Annotated in this window: 14 protein-coding genes; 2 read left to right on the top strand and 12 right to left on the bottom strand. The window is 42.8% G+C overall.

Translation table 11 applies throughout. From position 1 onward, the window contains the following. Positions 1 to 144: 144 nt before the first annotated feature. Positions 145 to 684, top strand: a complete 540-nt coding sequence (locus BGP15_RS15035; protein ID WP_046672418.1) for a GNAT family N-acetyltransferase — start codon at positions 145 to 147, stop codon at positions 682 to 684. Positions 685 to 691: 7 nt separating this feature from the next. Here the strand turns inward: BGP15_RS15035 and BGP15_RS15030 are convergent, their stop codons facing one another. From BGP15_RS15030 to BGP15_RS15000, 7 genes are all read right to left on the bottom strand, one after another. Beyond that, positions 692 to 1,093 (bottom strand): DUF1634 domain-containing protein, encoded by a 402-nt coding sequence (locus BGP15_RS15030; protein WP_070562870.1) that lies wholly within the window; start codon positions 1,091 to 1,093, stop codon positions 692 to 694. A 78-nt stretch (positions 1,094 to 1,171) separates the two neighbouring features. After that, positions 1,172 to 2,005, bottom strand: coding sequence for a sulfite exporter TauE/SafE family protein (locus BGP15_RS15025; RefSeq protein ID WP_070562867.1), 834 nt, complete (start codon positions 2,003 to 2,005; stop codon positions 1,172 to 1,174). A 230-nt stretch (positions 2,006 to 2,235) separates the two neighbouring features. After that, on the bottom strand, positions 2,236 to 5,343 hold the full coding sequence (locus tag BGP15_RS15020) for an efflux RND transporter permease subunit (protein WP_201638576.1): 3,108 nt from the start codon (positions 5,341 to 5,343) through the stop codon (positions 2,236 to 2,238). Positions 5,344 to 5,364: 21 nt separating this feature from the next. Beyond that, positions 5,365 to 6,456: an efflux RND transporter periplasmic adaptor subunit gene (locus BGP15_RS15015; protein WP_286753152.1), complete on the bottom strand. Its 1,092-nt coding sequence runs from the start codon at positions 6,454 to 6,456 to the stop codon at positions 5,365 to 5,367. After that, positions 6,446 to 7,780, bottom strand: coding sequence for a TolC family protein (locus BGP15_RS15010; RefSeq protein WP_286769986.1), 1,335 nt, complete (start codon positions 7,778 to 7,780; stop codon positions 6,446 to 6,448). The genes BGP15_RS15015 and BGP15_RS15010 overlap by 11 nt, the downstream gene beginning before the upstream one ends. Positions 7,781 to 7,955: 175 nt before the next feature. Beyond that, positions 7,956 to 9,335, bottom strand: coding sequence for a HAMP domain-containing sensor histidine kinase (locus tag BGP15_RS15005; protein WP_070562859.1), 1,380 nt, complete (start codon positions 9,333 to 9,335; stop codon positions 7,956 to 7,958). Continuing rightward, entirely contained in the window at positions 9,332 to 10,018 is a 687-nt protein-coding gene (locus BGP15_RS15000) for a response regulator transcription factor (protein ID WP_204990845.1), read from the bottom strand. Before BGP15_RS15000 ends, BGP15_RS15005 begins: the two co-directional genes overlap by 4 nt. Before the next feature lie 160 nt (positions 10,019 to 10,178). Here BGP15_RS15000 and BGP15_RS14995 point away from each other — a divergent pair, with 160 nt between their 5' ends. Continuing rightward, entirely contained in the window at positions 10,179 to 12,692 is a 2,514-nt protein-coding gene (locus tag BGP15_RS14995; RefSeq protein ID WP_286769984.1) for a phosphocholine-specific phospholipase C, read from the top strand. Between the two features lie 97 nt (positions 12,693 to 12,789). Here the strand turns inward: BGP15_RS14995 and bioD are convergent, their stop codons facing one another. The 5 genes from bioD to bioA are packed head-to-tail and all read right to left on the bottom strand — an operon-like array spanning position 12,790 to position 17,402. Then, complete coding sequence (gene bioD, locus BGP15_RS14990) at positions 12,790 to 13,422, bottom strand: dethiobiotin synthase (protein ID WP_286769983.1); 633 nt, start codon at positions 13,420 to 13,422, stop codon at positions 12,790 to 12,792. A 47-nt stretch (positions 13,423 to 13,469) separates the two neighbouring features. Beyond that, positions 13,470 to 14,228, bottom strand: coding sequence for a malonyl-ACP O-methyltransferase BioC (gene bioC, locus BGP15_RS14985; RefSeq protein ID WP_286769982.1), 759 nt, complete (start codon positions 14,226 to 14,228; stop codon positions 13,470 to 13,472). Between the two features lie 5 nt (positions 14,229 to 14,233). Beyond that, a complete protein-coding gene (locus BGP15_RS14980) occupies positions 14,234 to 14,932 on the bottom strand; it encodes a DUF452 family protein (RefSeq protein WP_286769981.1) in 699 nt (232 codons plus the stop codon). Beyond that, a complete protein-coding gene (locus BGP15_RS14975) occupies positions 14,929 to 16,089 on the bottom strand; it encodes an 8-amino-7-oxononanoate synthase (RefSeq protein WP_286769980.1) in 1,161 nt (386 codons plus the stop codon). The genes BGP15_RS14980 and BGP15_RS14975 overlap by 4 nt, the downstream gene beginning before the upstream one ends. Continuing rightward, positions 16,086 to 17,402 carry an adenosylmethionine--8-amino-7-oxononanoate transaminase gene (gene bioA / locus BGP15_RS14970; RefSeq protein WP_286769979.1) on the bottom strand — a complete coding sequence of 439 codons (1,317 nt, stop codon included), beginning with the start codon at positions 17,400 to 17,402 and terminating at the stop codon, positions 16,086 to 16,088. Before bioA ends, BGP15_RS14975 begins: the two co-directional genes overlap by 4 nt. Position 17,403: the final 1 nt, after the last annotated feature.

Genomic DNA, 17,403 nt, shown 5'->3' with positions numbered 1-17,403 from the left:
TCAATTTTGTCAACACGGTGATAAAATCTACATCTTGGTGTAATATTTGACCGGATATTCGCAAAATTCAGATAGTTTGATCAATAATTGGTATCTTTTGTCAGATTTAAAATATTTGAATTGCTATAACTATAACAGTGTCTCATGAAGTTTGTCGCCCCCAACACCCTTGAAAATGATAAGGTCGTATTACGCATCATCGAACCAACGGATTTTGATACGCTGTATCAGGTTGCCAAAGATCCCCTGATCTGGGAACAGCATCCCAATAAGGATCGCTGGAAGGAAGAGGTTTTTCAGGGATTTTTTGAAGGGGCCTTGGAAAGTAAGGCTGCTTATTTGATCCTGGATAAGGAAAGTGGAGCCTGCATTGGGAGCACCCGGTACTATGGACTTGATGAGGCGGAAAAATCTATTTTTGTTGGATATACGTTTTATGCCCGTGCGTATTGGGGGGCAGGAATTAATCCCTTGGTCAAAGAGATGATGTTTGACTTTGCCTTCAACTTTGTGGATCGAATCTATCTGCATGTGGGGGCAGAAAACTATCGTTCTCAGAAGGCCGTGGAACGTTTGGGCGCTATTAAAGTGGCCGAAAAGATGGTCAGCTATGTAAATGAGCCAGAACGTAAAAATTTTGAATACGCATTGGAAAAATCCGCTTGGCGGCGGATCAAGAGATAAAGCCTTATTATCCCTTGATGCCGCTAAGTATACTGCCGATAATGACGGTTAATACAATCAATGTAATGATGATATAAAGTCTGTCCTTTTCGATTACAAAACCAAACAGTGAACCAATCACCCGTACGATAGGTGTACAAATCAATAAAAGAACACCCAGCTGTATAACTTGGGGAATATTTCGGCTAAATGCCCCCGAAATAATTCCAGTAATTGTTGTATTGGAATTCCCTTCACCGACAAAATCTCGATAATTCGGTACGGTGTCCTGTCCATGAACAATCAGGTAGAAGATACCGCCGAGAATAAGAATAGAGGAAGCCAATATAACGCCTATTCTTAAAATTTGTCCTACCAACAGTGAGATGTCTTTGTCTCCCCAATAGTGTTTCGAAAATACTTGTTTCATTTTGAGTAATTAGGTCCTTCATTGTCTAGCGGAAGGACGTTACAAACTTAAAATCCTAAATCGGGTAAGCTACCGTTTTTAGAATTTATGCTGGAATCCGTTGAAGATCATTTCCAAGGCCACCAAAGTAATAGCGACGGCAAAAATGATACGTAAAGTCTTTGGGTTCATGCGCTTTAAGAGTTTGGATCCTGTAATGGCACCGCATAATACACCCAGGATAACCGGAAAAGCAATACCTGGATCCATATATCCTCTTTGTAAATAGACCACTGCAGAAGCAGCTGCGGTGACACCGATCATAAAGTTGCTCGTTGTCGTACTGACTTTAAATGGAATTTTCATCATGCTGTCCATCGCGAGTACTTTAAGGGAGCCCGAACCAATGCCTAATAATCCGGAAAGTATTCCTGCAACCCCCATCAAAGAGAAGCCGCCGACGACGTTGGTCAGCTTATACGGGATCAATTTTCCATCAGCAGGGTAGGTGCTATTCAGTTTCAATTTTTCAGCCAAAGCAGAACCGCCGGATAGCGCATGTTCGTTTTTCTTCCGTATAGTCATAGCTGCGGAGAAGATCAGTACAATACCAAAAATGATTGCAATGGTATTCGTCGGCATGTAAATGGCGATGACAGCCCCGATAACAGCACCAATCGTGGTCGCTATTTCTAAAAACATGCCAAGCCGGATGTTGGTGATGCCTTCTTTGACATAGGCTGTGGCTGCACCGGATGATGTCGCTATGGAAGCCAACAAGGCCGCTCCAATGGCATAACGGATATCGACATGAAACAGAAGAGTCAATAAAGGGATGACAACGACCCCTCCGCCTAAGCCTGTCAGGGATCCTAAGAGCCCTGCTACAAAAGCACCCAGGAGAAGGATGATTGTAAAGGTGAGAATAGTCATAAATATGTGTTTGTTTGTGTGATCCAAAAAACAGCAGCTGTTTAATGGAAGGTAATTTGTTGTAAACTTAAGGGCTTTTTATTGCTTTTGAAACTTTAAACCTGGAATAGATACAAATGTTACATCAAAAGTATTATCAAAAAAATGGTACTGCCTGTCGCTTCACAGCCTGAGGCAGTACCGATGACCTTTATTGGTCTAAGTATATAGTATATAAAATATGGACAATATTATTCAGCTATTGTTTGTTGTACCTTTTCTTTTCTGTTGAAGATATCGTAGATGATTGGGAATACCAACAATGTCAATATCGTCGCTGAGATTAATCCGCCAATGATGACGATCGCCAAAGGTTTCTGTGATTCCGAACCTATACCGGTCGATAATGCAGCCGGCAACAGCCCGATGGAAGCCATGAGTGCCGTCATGACCACAGGTCGTGTTCGCGATTTTACACCTTTATAAATTGATTGGTCATTGGGTAGGCCTTCCTTCTTATTCTGATGGAATTCTGAGATCAGGATAACACCATTCTGGATACAGATCCCGAATAATGCGATCATACCTACCCCTGCCGAGATTCCAAAATTCATACCCGTCACGTGCAAGGCGATAATTCCACCGATCAGTGCAAAAGGAACGTTGGCCAACACGAGCAGCGAATCCTTGATATTTCCGAATAGAATAAACAATAGAAAGAAGATGACGATCAAACTGATCGGTACAACCTGTGCTAGGCGGTGTGTCGCACGCTGCTGATTTTCAAATTGTCCAGTCCAGCCAATAGAATATCCTTCCGGAAGCTTAATTTTACTTACTTTTTGTTGTGCTTCAGCTATGGTGCTTCCTAAGTCACGGTCACGGATGGAAAATTTGATGCCGATATAACGTTTGATGTTGTCGCGATAGATAAAAGCAGCACCATTATCTTTTTCAATGGTCGCGATACTTTTCAACGGAATTAATGTGCCATCACCACATGGAACCATCAGCTGTGCAATATCCTTTTCTGTTTTCCGATATTCGGGCGCATAACGCAGTCGAATGTTGAATTTGCGCTCACCATCGTATAAAATGGAAGCGGTCTTTCCGCCAAAGGCCATTTCCAGTACCGCCTGTGCATCTGCTGGCAGGACATTGAATGCCGCCATACGGGTCCGATCCAATACCACACTAACTTCAGGTTGGCCGATATTTAAGATGATACCAGGTTCTTTAATACCTTGAATACCTTTGACCTGTGCATAAACTTCTTTCGCCAGGCGGTCTAAGGTCGCGAGGTTATCGCCAAAGATCTTGATGCCGTTTTCGGCCTTGAAACCAGCAACGGCTTCAGCAACATTATCCGAGATAGGCTGCGAATAGTTATAGGTGATCCCCTGGAATTGTTTGAGTTTATGGTCCATCTCTTCAATCAGCTGATCCATCGTGATTTTACGCGTCCATTCCTCTTTAGGTTTTAGGGCCACAGCAAACTGAACAAAGCCAAACCCATTGGGGTCGGTACCGTCGTTGCTTCGTCCAGTTTGGGAAAGTACGCCGGTGACCTCAGGAAAAGTTTCTAAAGTACCCTTTAACAGTTTGGTTGTTTTAACCGATTCACGTAATGAAGTGCTCATGGGCATCTCGGCAGTAACCCAAAGGGAACCTTCATTTAATGTCGGTAAAAACTCTGTCCCTAAAAATTTTGCAGAAAATAAGATTGCAGCTAGTAAAGTAATTGCAACGATCATACTCAGACGCTTGTTTCGGAATGTAAATCCAAAACCTTTGGCGACAATTCTATTCCAGAATTCAACAAATGGATTGTGGCGTTCTTTCACATTTTTATTGAGCAGAATATGCGATAAAGCCGGAACGAGTGTCAAGGTAAACAGTAATGCACCCAGCAAAGCAAAACCCAGGGTAAAGGCTAGTGGCGAAAACATCTTTCCTTCTACTTTTTGGAAGGAGAATATGGGCATCAAGGAGGTGATGATAATCAGCTTGGAGAAAAAGATTGCTTTTCCCAAACCTGTTCCTGTCTGTTTGATCCAGCCGGCTTTGGCCATTTTGTTGAATTTCTCCATACCCAGCTTATGAGCCTGGTGATCCAACATGACAAATATCCCTTCCACCATGACCACGGCACCGTCGATGATAATACCAAAGTCTACTGCACCCAAAGAAAGCAGGTTGGCGCTCATGCCAGCTAGTTTAAGACATAGAAAAGCAAAAAGTAAGGCGAGGGGTATAATGATAGAAACGATGACCGTCGTGCGCCAGTCTGCCATAAAGAGCAATACCATCAAGGTGACGAGGACAATACCTTCAATCAAGTTGTGCATAACGGTATGGGTCGTGAAATCCATGAGATTGTCACGGTCATAGAAGGTTTGCATTTTGACATCTTTGGGAAGGATTTTGTTGTTGAGCTCGTCTATTTTCGCTTTTACAGCGGTCAAGACCTCTCTTGGATTTTCGCCTTTCCGCATCACGATGGTTCCTGCTACCACATCATCATTCTTACCAAAACCAGCTTGGCCCACCCGAGGCATTGCGCTTTCTCTTACCTCGGCTACATTTTTAACAAAGACCGGATTTCCCTTTTGGTTGATTACCGTGATGTTTTCGATATCATTGATCGAGTTGACCAAACCAATACCGCGTACGACGTAGGACTGGCCACTTTTTTCGATGACATCTCCACCGACGTTCAGGTTACTTTTGCTGACAGCATCAAATACCTGTAACGGGGTCAGATTAAATTTGTCGAGTTTGATGGGGTCGGTACTTATTTCGTAAACCAAATCCTGTCCACCAAAAACGTTGATATCGGCTACACCAGGGACACCACGCAAAGCGCGGTCAATGACCCAGGTCTGCAAAGTAAGGAGGTCGCGCGAATTGCGTTGATCGCTATGCAATGTATAACGGAAGATTTCGCCTGTAGGGCCGTAGGGGGGCTGTACTTCAGGGTCGACATTGTCTGGCAGGCTCACAGACCGCATGAGGTTGTTGACCTGATTGCGGGCAAAAGTGTCGTCGACACCATCATCAAAGATGATTTTAACAATAGAAAGGCCAAACATGGTCGTGCTCCGTATGCTGGTTCTCTTTTGGACTGGACTCATGCCCAGTTCGATTGGTGTCGTTACGAAGCGTTCGACTTCCTCCGCACTCCTTCCGTTCCACTGGGTAATGATGGTTATTTGTGTATTGGTCACATCGGGAAATGCCTCAATGGGCATGCTTTTGAAGCTAATGAAACCAGCAATAGCCAAAATACCGACCCAAATAAAGGTAAACGCTTTATTTTTAATGGAAAAGGCGATGATATTTTTAATGAATTTGTTCATTCGTGTAAATGCTAAGACCGATTAATTATTCAATGCTCTATAGATCAAAAGTTTATTGTTGACAACAACTTTTTCACCTTCCTGTAGCCCCGTAGCCATGTAAGTTGTTCCTTCGTTTTGTTTGATCGGCAGTATTTCGCGAATCTTAATATCATTTTGGGATTTATAGATCAATACGAAATATTTGTTTTGATCGAAAATGACCGCATCAGAAGGAACTGCGAGCGCTTCCGTATTGGAGCGATGCAACACTTTAATGGTCGCTTTACTATCCGGAATAAGTAAACCATCCTTATTGTCTAGCACCACGCGTGCCTGCATTGAATTCGTTTGGGGGTCGATGATCTTAAAGATTTTATCAATACTGCCCTGGAATTTTTTGTCCGGGTAGCTCAGGGTAGACACAATAGCCGGCATGCCCATACTAATCTTGTCGATATCCGTTTCGTTGACGTTAAGAATTGCCCATACATCTTTTGTATTGGCCACATCAAAGATGTTGTCGCTGCGGTCACTACGCAACTGCATGTCCTTATTGATGTTCTTTTGGACGATGTAGCCATCGATTGGAGATACGACCGAATAAATATTACCTGTACGCACATTGTAGATCTGACTGACGGCCTCTGAACGACGTAGTTGCTCTTTGGCTTTGGTTAATTGCCCCTTTGCTTCCAGCATGTCTTTGTCTGTACTCAGTTTACCATTATACATGTCTTCGGCCACACGGTAGTTTTTCTCGGCGAGTAACACATCGGTTCTGGCATCGGAAAGATCCTTTTGTATACCGGCAACTTCCGTACTTCTGATTGTTGCCAATACCTGACCTTTATGGACATAATCACCCAGAGAAACATTAACGGAGACCACATTCCCCCCAACGAGCGGGAAAATATCAATGTAATTGTTTTGATCGGCCGATATCTTTCCAAAGAAGTTGAGTTCTTCGGTCACATTTTCTTTTTTTACCGTAGCAAAACTTGTCGATTTAAGCATCGTCTCACTAATTTCGAAACCTTTGACAATGGCTGCATTATCTGTTTCTTTATGGTTTTGGCAAGAGTAAAGTAGTACTACTGCCACAGCGGCTATAAGAAGTTTTTTAGTTGACATGAGTTGAATTAAATATAGAAGTTTGAGCCAGGTAGTTTAATTGTTCGGCGTTGAGAATAATTTCCTTTTTCATATCGTATAGCTTAAGAATGGATATGCGATAGCTGTCCATAAAATCCGTGAACTCAACTAGAGAAATATTCCCTTTTTTAAAATTATTGAATATGCCATCATAGACCACAGCGATGTTATGCAGGTCGTCTGGTGTGATGGTAAAATATTGGGTATATTGATTTTCCCAGGACTGATAGTTTGAACGGATCTGTGATTCCAGCAGCTGCCGTTGGACTTCAATATTTTTCTTTGCCTCTTCTTCGGCGTATTTCGCTTTGATCACATTTCCTTTATTTTGTTTCCACAACGGGATCGGAATGGCGGCTGTGACATTGAGCTCATTGCGAAATACACCTCCATTTTGGCTGTAGGAAAGGCCAAGGTTGATATCCGGTGTGTTTAAAGACTGTTGCCATCTGGTAAATAACTGTGAGCTTTCAGAGGTCTTTAAGGCAAATTGATAATCGGCATTGTTTTCCAAGGCCAATTGATAGATTTTGTCCAAAGCCATTGTTGGCTTTACGGCAAGTTCCTGATCTGCTTCTTGATCTGTTAACTTCGGTAATACATCTTCCTGACTGGAAATAAGCACACGTAATTGTTGCTGTAGATTGATGCTATTATTGATCGCTGTCGTTTTTTCGTTGTTGAGATCGATGGCCATTGTTTGAAGACGAACCTGATCTTTTAAAGAAACGTTTCCTTTTTTTCCTTGCTCTTTATAAGCCGCAAGCAGATTGTTGAGGTAATCCAACTGAATTTTAATATCGGCCAACTTATGTTGCTCAAAGTAAAGGGAGTAGAAGGTTGTACGCAGTTGCGCACGAAGGCTTGCCAGTAATTGACTGAATTGCAACTTAGCAAGTTCAACATTTGATTTAGCAAATTCAACTTCATTCTTCTTTTTTCCACCGAGATAAATCAATTGGGATACGCTTGCTTCCTTGGATTGACCAATATGAAATGCTTTTTTGTTCTGTGGGTCGTAAGCATTGGCCGATAGCTGCAATTGTGGTAGATCCCATATTTTGGCTTGTATGACGTCAGCCTCGGCTTGGCTGATATCATATTGCTGTGCGAGTAGGGAGAGATTACTTTTAATAAAGGCTTCTTCGCATTCTTGAAGCGTCATCTTTTTTCCCGAGATCTCACTTTGCTTTATTCCAAATGTACTTTCATGAATGCTCAAGTAATCTGCCTGTGGTGGTTTTTGTTGAGCAAAAGCCATGCTATTGCAAAGCAATAAAAATATAAGGGGTGTCTTTGTCATGTGTTTCAAAACTTATGTAACAAAATAACTGGTCGAAGATTAAAGACCCCTTAATAAATGCTTAAAAAAAGCTTAAAAAAGCATGTTTTTCAGATCGGCGGATAGCTATGGATAGGTATAATAATATATGCGTTTATTGCTCATAGACTTGACATTGTCTACCGCACTTAAGCAACTATACTTCCCGGTTCGGAAACAATTTAAATAGTAATACAAAAGTATGCGTAGATTGTTTTAGATCGGCCTGATATGCTATTGTTGCTTGATGCGATTGCATGATACGCTGAACGATACGTAACCCTAGGCCCGATCCTGTTGTTTCACTTGCGTTTTCACCGCGGCTGAATGCATCAAAAATTCGTTTTTGGTCGATTGTACTCAAGGCCGGGCCAGTATTGCTGACAAGCACTTTAAGTTCCCACGTTGATTCTACAATCATTACTTTTACCTCCTTGGTATCGGAATAAAGCGCGGCATTTTTAAATAAATTCACAAAAGCGATTTCAATCAATTGAGCAGAACAGAAAATACTCAGTTTGGGATCTTCAATTCCGCCAATTGAAAAATCCAGTTGTAGGTCGGGGAATACCTTGGCTACCTTTTCATAAGCCGTAAAGATAATTTCATCAATTCTTTCCTCCGCATAAGTCATTTTCAAACGCTCGGAGTCGAATTTTGAAAGTAACATCAACGAATCGGTTACCTCCGAAAGATGTAAGGTTTCTTTGGATATATTACGCAATACCTGCCTTACTTCTTCGCTCAACTGATTCTGATGATAAAGGTTCTCCAGCTGGAAGGACATTCGGGCAAGCGGTGTTCGCAATTCATGAGAGGCGCTGGAATTAAATTCTTTCTGCGATTCGAAAGCAGCCGAAAGCCGTAGCAGCATGGTGTTAAATGCTCGGGTTAGTACAGCAATCTCATCTGTTTTACCGGTATACTCGACAGGTTTGGTCAGTTTGCTGGCATTGATCTGGGTGATATTATCTTTTAATTTATCGAGTGGGATCAATAAACGTTGGATAAGGTTATAACTGAATATCCAGACCAGCACAGCGCTCAGTACAAATAATATGGTTAGGACGAGCGCCAGATGATCCATTTTTTCATTCCCGGAGTAATCCTGTGCTTTTACGATAATATAATAAGGTAAACCGTTGATGCGGTAATATTTGGCCAAGGTTTCGTATTGATCCTGATAGTAGAAAATCTGTTTTTCCTGATTTAGCCGATTGACAATCGAGGCATTCCAGGTAATGGTCTGATCCTTTACGGTGCTGAAGACCAGTTGTTTGTTTTTGTCAAGGATGATCACATCTTCATAGAAGAGGCCATCTTCGTCATCGTGGAAATAGTTTTTGTAAGACTGACGGTTGAAATAAGGATTACTGGCGATGTAATGGGAGATATTATCCAATTTATCAATCAGTCGCTGGCGAAATTGATCTTTCCGAAAATCGAAACTAGCATAGTAGATAATCAACATCGCCATACCGAAAAGGACGGAGAATGCAATGCTAAAGCTAATCGCTATCTTCTTTTTTAAATTCATTTTTCTGCCGATAGGTAATAACCAAATCCAGGTCTTGTATGGATTAGTTTATTTTCAAAGTTTTTATCAATTTTCTTTCGTAAAAAGTTGATGTAAACTTCAATTGTATTCTGTGTTGTTTGAAATTGGTTTTGCCATACTTCCTCCGAAATATGTTGCTTGGATAAGGTGCGGCCCTTTGCCTGCGCTAAGATAAGCAGCAGTTGAAATTCTTTTTGAGTAAGATTAATTTCTTCATTTGCACGTAGTACACGGGCCTCATCAGGATAAATGATCAGATCATCGACTACCCATGTTTTTGTTTCATTGCTTTCGCTATGTTGTTGTCGACGCAGCAATGAATAGATCCGCATCAGTAACTCATCTAAAACAAAAGGTTTGACCAAATAGTCATCCGCGGCCCGGAGAAATGCCTCCTTTTTATCATCTATATCGTCGTATGCTGAGAGAATAATAATTGGGGTAAAGGCGTCATGGCTTCTTATCTTTTTACAGATCTCCAGTCCATTGATTTTGGGCACGTTGATATCCAATAGATAAAAACCATATTTTTTCTGGTGCGTTTTGGCCAAAAACTCAATACCGTCAAAGGCTTGATCACAGGTAAAACCCTGGCTTAACAGAAAAGAGCGAATCTCCTTAGAGAGTACCTTGTCGTCTTCGAGCAGCAAAATGTCCACCATATGTATATCTGTTGTGTTTTCGTAAAAATAAACAAATTTTTGTCATCCTATCATGGAGATATTTTCTTAGCGCTTAATTTGGTAACATAAGATTTACATGAAGAAATATGAAACAAAAAGAAATCTAAGTAGATTCAAATCGAAATTATAAATAAGTATTATGGAAAGCAGAAGAGAATTCCTCCGAAAGACCCTACTATTTTCGGGAGCAGCAGGTATTGCCAGCTTTATGCCCGCATCGATCCAGAAAGCCTTTGCGATAGACCCTGCCCCAGGAAGCAGTTTTTTAGATGCCGAGCATATTGTCATCCTGATGCAGGAGAACCGCTCCTTTGACCATACGCTAGGTAGTCTTTCGGGAGTTCGGGGGTTTAATGATCCCCGTTCGATACGTTTACCAAACGGTTTACCCGTCTGGTATCAAACGGATAAAGCGGGAAAAACTTATGCTCCTTTTCGATTAAATCTGAAAGAAAGTAAAGTGACCTGGATGGGTTCGCTTCCACATAGTCGAGCAAGCCAGGTGGATGCCTTTAACCAAGGACGTTACGATCATTGGCTGTTATCGAAGCAATCAGGGAATAAACAATATGCGGCGATGCCACTGACATTGGGATACTTTACACGGGAAGATCTACCTTTTCATTATGCCTTAGCGGATGCTTTCACAGTATGTGATCAGAATTTTTGCTCGGGCATGACAAGCACGACGCCTAACCGTTCCTTTTTCTGGACGGGTAAGATTACAGAGATGAAAGATGGTCTGCAAAAAGTGAATATTCGGAACGATGACTTTGGCTATGGTAAAATGACCTGGGAAACTTTTCCGGAATTGCTTGAAAAGAACGGCATTAACTGGCGTTTCTATCAAAATGAGACCAGCTGTGGCGGAGGTTTTTCTGGACAGGAAAGAGCATGGTTATCCAATTTTGGGTGTAATCTACTGGAGTTTTTTCAGGCTTATCAAGTTAAATTTAAGGAGAACTATATCAGAAGCCTGGAAACACAGGTTCGGGATTTGCCCATGCAGATTTCTAAGTTGGAAGAGAAGTCACCTTCTTCCGAGGAACAAGCAGAAAAGATACGCGCTGATATTCGCAAAAAAAGTGAAGCACTGGAGCGAGCTGAGACCGAACTAAAGGAATTCAATGCAAACAATTATAACAAGCTAAGTGATTTTACGAAATCATTAAATGAGCGGGCGTTTACGGTAAACAAGGGGGATAAAAATTACAGATCGCTTGATACCTTACGTTTTAAGACACAGGGAAAAAAAAGCACGCTGGAAGTCCCTAAAGGAGATATTCTTTATCAATTCCGTAAAGACGTTGATACCGGGAAACTGCCTGCCGTATCCTGGTTGGCCGGTCCGCAGAATTTTTCGGACCACCCGAGTGCGCCCTGGTATGGAGCTTGGTATGTATCTGAAGTCTTAGATATCTTAACGAAGAACCCCGAAGTTTGGAAAAAAACAATTTTTATCATTACCTATGATGAAAACGATGGTTACTACGACCATGTTAAACCTTTTCTGGTGCCAGATTTAAAGAAGAAAGATACAGGTGCATGTTCTCCAGGGATCGATACGGAGGTGGAGATGGTTCGTTTAGAAAATGAGCTAAAACAGGGGATTCCTAAAAAACAGGCACGCGAAGGGGCTGTGGGCCTAGGTTTTCGTGTTCCCATGTATATTGCGTCGCCTTGGTCGCGCGGTGGTAAGGTCTGCTCTCAGGTATTTGATCATACCTCTACTTTGCAATTTTTGGAATCTTTCTTTAATAAAAAGCTGAACAAGAATCTGCATTTGGAAAACATCAGTGCATGGCGTAGAACAATCTGTGGGGATTTAACAAGCGCCTTTACACCTTTTACGCAGCAAAAGGAACAACTTCCTTTTCTTGATCGGGATCAATATATCGAAACGATATACAATGCGCAGTTCAAAGAAGACCCGCGAGGCTTTGTTGAGGTTAAGGATCCTGATCTAGCAACTAAAAACGGATGGATTCCGGGATTTGACCGAATACAGGAGCGGGGGATTCGTAAATCCCTGCAATTGCCTTATGCGCATGATGCGGTGGGCTATGTGAAAGATGGACAGTTTCATCTGGCGATGACTGTAGACAACGAGTTTTTCGGAAAAAAGACTTCCGGTACAGCTTTCAACGTGTATAGTCCGTTGGAATATCGTGATGAACAGGGGCAAAGTGAAACCTACCGCAATTGGAATTTTGCGGTGAAGGCCGGTGATCGTTTGACATATCAGTGGGATCTGGAACGATTTGAAGGAGATCGCTATGCTTTTGAATTACATGGTCCAAATGGTTTTTATCGAAAATTTTCTGGACAGAAAGGAGCTGTGGCGCTAGCGGCAGCCGTTTCTCCCGAACTCAAAGCGCTGACTCAGGCGGCAACAGGAAAATTGCAATTGAAACTCAGGAACAATAGCGACCAGCGGGTAACCGTAGTTGTCGAGAGCCTTAGCTATGGAAAATATGCCGTAACGAAAGAAATCGCTCCCGCCGAAGAAGTGCCACTGATCCTCGATGTTGAAAGGCAAGGGAATTGGTATGATATTGCTGTACGACTCAAGGAAGACAGCAGCTTCCTCATTCAGCTCGCAGGGCGATTGGAAACAGGTGTCGAGTGTACAACTGATCCATTATTAGCATAACCTATACTTGTTTCCGCAGGAATGGCGGCCAATTCTTTTTGACTGGTCTACCTGCTGTTGCTCTATCGGTCTAACAATCGTATCCGGTTGACCTTATTTACAAGCGGACAAATAAGGCCTCCGGATGGTGTTTTTCTATATAACGACGAAGATATAATTCCGTATCAGAACTTATGGTGCGGTCTTTATGAACGGGGAACGTGTTGTAAACCAGGGTGTGTAGATCGATCTTGCGCTTGGCGATAGCTTCCAGACTTAGTAAGGTGTGATTGATACTCCCTAATTTTCCCGATGTGACAAAAATAAGAGGATATTGCATTTCTTGGATGTAATCAATAATCAGATAATCTTCTTTTAATGGAACCATCAATCCACCTGCGCCCTCAATAAGCACAGCATCGTAGCGATGGCTTAATGTCAAGCTTGCCTGTCTGATCTTGGTAAAATCAATTTCACGATTATCTAGGCGCGCTGCCAGATGCGGGGAGGCCGGGTAGGTGAAAATCTCCGGCATGGTGATTTTTTGATGATCTTCCACCGTTAATGGGATTTCCATGAGTTGGCGATGCAGGACGATATCTTCGGAAATAGCTGTATTTCCAGTTTGTACCAGCTTTTGAGTAATGGTGCGTATACCACTTGTATTCCATTGTTTCGCGAGGAGGCCAGTAGCATAACTTTTTCCGATCCCGGTGTCTATGCCGGAAACAAAATAGATATTTTCATTCATTGCTATGTTTCTTTTGTTGGTTGTCCGATTGTTGGTGATTGGCGTGTTCAGCTGATGTTTTTTTTTGCAATAATATAGATGGGATGGTAGGTTAGCGATACGCCTTTTTCTGTCCCGTAACGAGCAGTATACTGGTCGCAGAAAGCCCGGAGCGTGCCTTTTGTCCACCGGTGATTTTTTATTCCCGTCACTCCCGTTTGCTTCAGGTGGAGCAGAACTTGTAAAGGGCTTTCAAAGTATAGTTGTAAATGTTCTTCTTGTGCAACGAGGATCGTATAATTCAATGTTAAAAGTTCGGCGATAAGTTCGGATTTAGATCGATAGCTTAGTCCAACATCTGCAGTAGCATTGATCTCGTGCATATTGTCATGACCAAAAGTACTGAAGGCAAGGATACCCGAGTTCGGTAGCGATACATAACAGTTCTCAAAGAAAGCGCGGGGATTGTTGAACCACTGAATCGTAGAGCAGGAAGCGATTAGATTGATATCTTTGGGAAAAGCATAGGTTTCTGCATCAGCACAGCTGAACGTGTGCGGCGAGGTCAAAATATCCATTACTTCGGGCATCATTGCTGGACAGATATCATTTAAAACCATTTTTTGAGGTTTGAGATGCTGTAGCATCAACCGCGAAAAAAGTCCCGTGCCGCAGCCAATTTCCAATACTTTTTGCGGTCTGAGCGGTATGTACTCCTGCATTAAGCTGATCATTTTTTTTGCTATTTCGTACTGAGCAGTCGCTGCCGACTGATAGTTCCGCGCAGCTTTAGAAAAACGGGCCATAATCCTTTGTTTGTCCATCATGATGATCATTTTAAAAGGTGCTTAAATAATTGTTCGGGATAATGCGTAGCGTCAATTATCGTATATGCGGTATCGGACCAGGCACGTTTTTGATTTTCTACGTGGAAGATTCGGTCTTCTTTACCGATATATGCCTGATGCCATTGAAATGCTGTTGCTGATTTTGTACTTGCGGTTTTTTCAATGGCGATGAGCTCTGTGCGAAGGTCTTCGATGTCCCGTTGGGGCGCTCTCTCAAGAAAGCAGTTAAAAAGGTCCTTAGAGCCACACATGCGGAATCTGAATTTTTCCAGTGTTTTATCGCTCAGTGTATCCAATGTTCCTTTGAATAACTGGGCTGGAATTCCTTTTTCGTCATCTATTGGAAATGGTGTTCCATTGATTGCGGTACACGTACTGATGGGGTAATTGCTGTTTTGGAGCTCGGGCAGTACCGTTGCTGCTGCCCATACCCCCATAGACCAGGCGAAAACCTCAATTTCCCGGTATCCTGCGAGCAGACTTTCGTCCAACAGTAAATCCGTATAGCTATAGGCAACAATAAGATCTTTGCCCACAGGAGAGTAGTGCAAAAAAGGCTGTTCATCCATGCCCCAGCCTGCAAAAAATAAAAGCAGTTTTTCGTTGGATTTTGGGTGAAGATACTGCCTTGGGAAATTATCGGCTGAAGTGACCCGTTTAGGGGAGATTCTTTTAAGTATCATAAGCTTGCTGCGAGTTGTTTGATCATGGCCGAGGTCATTGTTGCTGTCAATGAAAGCCGGATTCTTGAAGTTCCTTCTGGTACTGTCGGCGGACGTATGGGAAGTACGTAAAATCCCTTTCGCTGCAGGTCTTCTGCTTTCAGTATCGTTTCCTTATTATCACCGATAATGACTGGTAGAATATGGCTCTCTGACGGACAATTAAAGCCTTTGGCAATTATTTGCTGTTGAAGTAATAGGCTATTTTTGTGCAGCTGTTGGCGCCGGTCAGTGAAGTCGCTTAAGCGTTCCAGAATAAACGCGGTCCATAAAAGGTTGATCGGGGGTAGCGCGGTTGTAAAAACTAGCGTACGAGCCTTATTGATCAAATAATTCCGGATGGGTTCTTTACATAGCAGGTAGCCACCAAGCGATGCTAGCGCTTTTCCGAAGGTGCCTGTCAGGAAATCAATTTCGGTAATACAGTGCTGTTCTTCTGCGCAGCCAAGCCCCCGTATTCCGCGTACCCCTACGGCGTGCGCTTCATCGACATAGAGTAAGGTATTGGGGTAACGCTGTTTTAGACTGACCAGATAGTGGAGGTCAGTGCAATCACCATCCATACTAAAAATACTTTCTGTGACGATGATGATGCGTGTGAAGCGATGGGCATATTTTGCCAATAATTGCGTTAAGTGGGTGTAATCGGAATGGCGGTACCTGTAGCAGGCCGCATTGGACAGTCGGATGCCATCAATTAGGCTTGCGTGGATACCCTTATCGGCGAGAATTAGTGTCTGTGTATCACACACTGCAGGAAGTAAGCCTACATTCATATGATAGCCACTGTTAAAGACCAATGCACTCTCTGTGCCAAACATACGGCATAGCGTTGTTTCCAATTGCGTATAGCCTGCATGGTTTCCTGTAAGTAGACGCGAAGAGGAGGCACTGAATACTGCATTATCCTTTGTCACCGAGTTTAGGAATTCTTGACGAAGTATCTGATCTGTCGCTAGGCCAAGATAATCGTTAGACGAGAGGTTATGATGCTCTTTTTCATGCTTCTGTCCTATGTTGCCCTGCTGTGTGATAAGGGGGAGTTTTCGTATATTTCCTTGTTTTTCAAGGGTAAATAATTCGTCTTCAATGCGCTGGATTAAACTGTTTTCACTCATTGGATTGTGCTGATTACGGCTAGTAATGCCTGTGTTAACTTGTGTAGCTCACCTTTGTTTATGATAAAAGGGGGCATGATATAAATCAGTTTTCCGAATGGCCTAACCCAAATTCCTTCTTCGATAAACCGCTGTTGTATGCGGGATAGATCGACGGATTTTTTCATCTCGATGACAGCAATTGCACCTAAAATTCTGAGCTCCTCAACTTGGGGCAGCATTGTAGCAGCGCTAAGTTCCCGCCTCAATTGTTGCTCGATTAACGTTACTTTCGCTTTCCAGTCCGTTGCCAACAGTAATTTGATAGAAGCGTGGGCTACAGCGCAAGCCAAGGGGTTGGCCATAAAAGTTGGCCCATGCATAAATGTACCCGGTTTACCGTTGGAGATTGTAGTTGCAACGTGATCTGAAGTGATCACGGCTGATAGCGTCATATAACCTCCGGTCAGAGCCTTACCGATACACATGATATCGGGCACTATTCCGGCATGCTCCCAGGCAAAGAGCTTTCCCGTGCGCCCAAATCCGGTAGCAATTTCATCAAAGATTAATAGCAGCTGATTTTCTTTGCAAAGATGTGCTGCCTGAAGCAAGTACTCCGGATGATAAAAACGCATACCACCGGCTCCCTGAACGATAGGTTCGAGGATGAGAGCGGCCAGTTCGTCCTTATGCGAGCAGATCAGGTCTGCTAAGGGTTGAATGTCATTGGCATCCCATTTTTGGTTAAACCCTATTTTTGGGGCAGGGGCAAAATAGCGTTTGGGTAAAGCATGGTCAAAGATGCGGTGCATGCCAGTAATGGGATCACAGACCGACATCGCGTTCCAGGTATCGCCATGGTATCCCGAACGAATCGTGACAAAGTTTGTTTTATTGGTCTTTTTTTGTGATACCCAGTATTGAGTAGCCATTTTAAGCGCAACTTCCACTGCAACAGAACCCGAATCGGCATAAAATATTTTGTTGAGTGAAGCAGGGGTGATATCAAGCAGTATTTTACCGAGGGCAATTGCTGGTTCGTGTGTAAGTCCGCCAAACATCATGTGTGACATGCTGCTGAGCTGTGCTGTGACCGAAGCGTTCAGGACGGGGTGATTGTAGCCATGGATGGCGCACCACCAAGAGGACATACCATCGATAAGTTGCTGCCCATTTTCCAACTCGATTATACAGCCATCTGCCCGTTTAACCTTGTAGGCAGGTAAGGGATTAGTCATGGTTGTATACGGATGCCATAAATGCGCTCTGTCAAAATCATCGATAAGGTCTTGTTGGTTGATTTCTTTTCCTTCCATTATGGTTTGCTGCATA

Origin of the sequence: Sphingobacterium sp. 40-24, assembly GCF_001899705.1 — a bacterium.
Lineage (GTDB): Bacteria > Bacteroidota > Bacteroidia > Sphingobacteriales > Sphingobacteriaceae > Sphingobacterium > Sphingobacterium multivorum.
This window is presented reverse-complemented; position numbering and strand designations above follow the sequence as displayed.

Coding starts and splice junctions, on each gene's coding strand:
- BGP15_RS15035 (WP_046672418.1), top strand. CDS start 145: ATGAAGTTTGTCGCCCCCAACACCCTTGAAAATGATAAGGTCGTATTA.
- BGP15_RS15030 (WP_070562870.1), bottom strand. CDS start 1,093: ATGAAACAAGTATTTTCGAAACACTATTGGGGAGACAAAGACATCTCA.
- BGP15_RS15025 (WP_070562867.1), bottom strand. CDS start 2,005: ATGACTATTCTCACCTTTACAATCATCCTTCTCCTGGGTGCTTTTGTA.
- BGP15_RS15020 (WP_201638576.1), bottom strand. CDS start 5,343: ATGAACAAATTCATTAAAAATATCATCGCCTTTTCCATTAAAAATAAA.
- BGP15_RS15015 (WP_286753152.1), bottom strand. CDS start 6,456: ATGTCAACTAAAAAACTTCTTATAGCCGCTGTGGCAGTAGTACTACTT.
- BGP15_RS15010 (WP_286769986.1), bottom strand. CDS start 7,780: ATGACAAAGACACCCCTTATATTTTTATTGCTTTGCAATAGCATGGCT.
- BGP15_RS15005 (WP_070562859.1), bottom strand. CDS start 9,335: ATGAATTTAAAAAAGAAGATAGCGATTAGCTTTAGCATTGCATTCTCC.
- BGP15_RS15000 (WP_204990845.1), bottom strand. CDS start 10,018: ATGGTGGACATTTTGCTGCTCGAAGACGACAAGGTACTCTCTAAGGAG.
- BGP15_RS14995 (WP_286769984.1), top strand. CDS start 10,179: ATGGAAAGCAGAAGAGAATTCCTCCGAAAGACCCTACTATTTTCGGGA.
- bioD (WP_286769983.1), bottom strand. CDS start 13,422: ATGAATGAAAATATCTATTTTGTTTCCGGCATAGACACCGGGATCGGA.
- bioC (WP_286769982.1), bottom strand. CDS start 14,228: ATGATGGACAAACAAAGGATTATGGCCCGTTTTTCTAAAGCTGCGCGG.
- BGP15_RS14980 (WP_286769981.1), bottom strand. CDS start 14,932: ATGATACTTAAAAGAATCTCCCCTAAACGGGTCACTTCAGCCGATAAT.
- BGP15_RS14975 (WP_286769980.1), bottom strand. CDS start 16,089: ATGAGTGAAAACAGTTTAATCCAGCGCATTGAAGACGAATTATTTACC.
- bioA (WP_286769979.1), bottom strand. CDS start 17,402: ATGCAGCAAACCATAATGGAAGGAAAAGAAATCAACCAACAAGACCTT.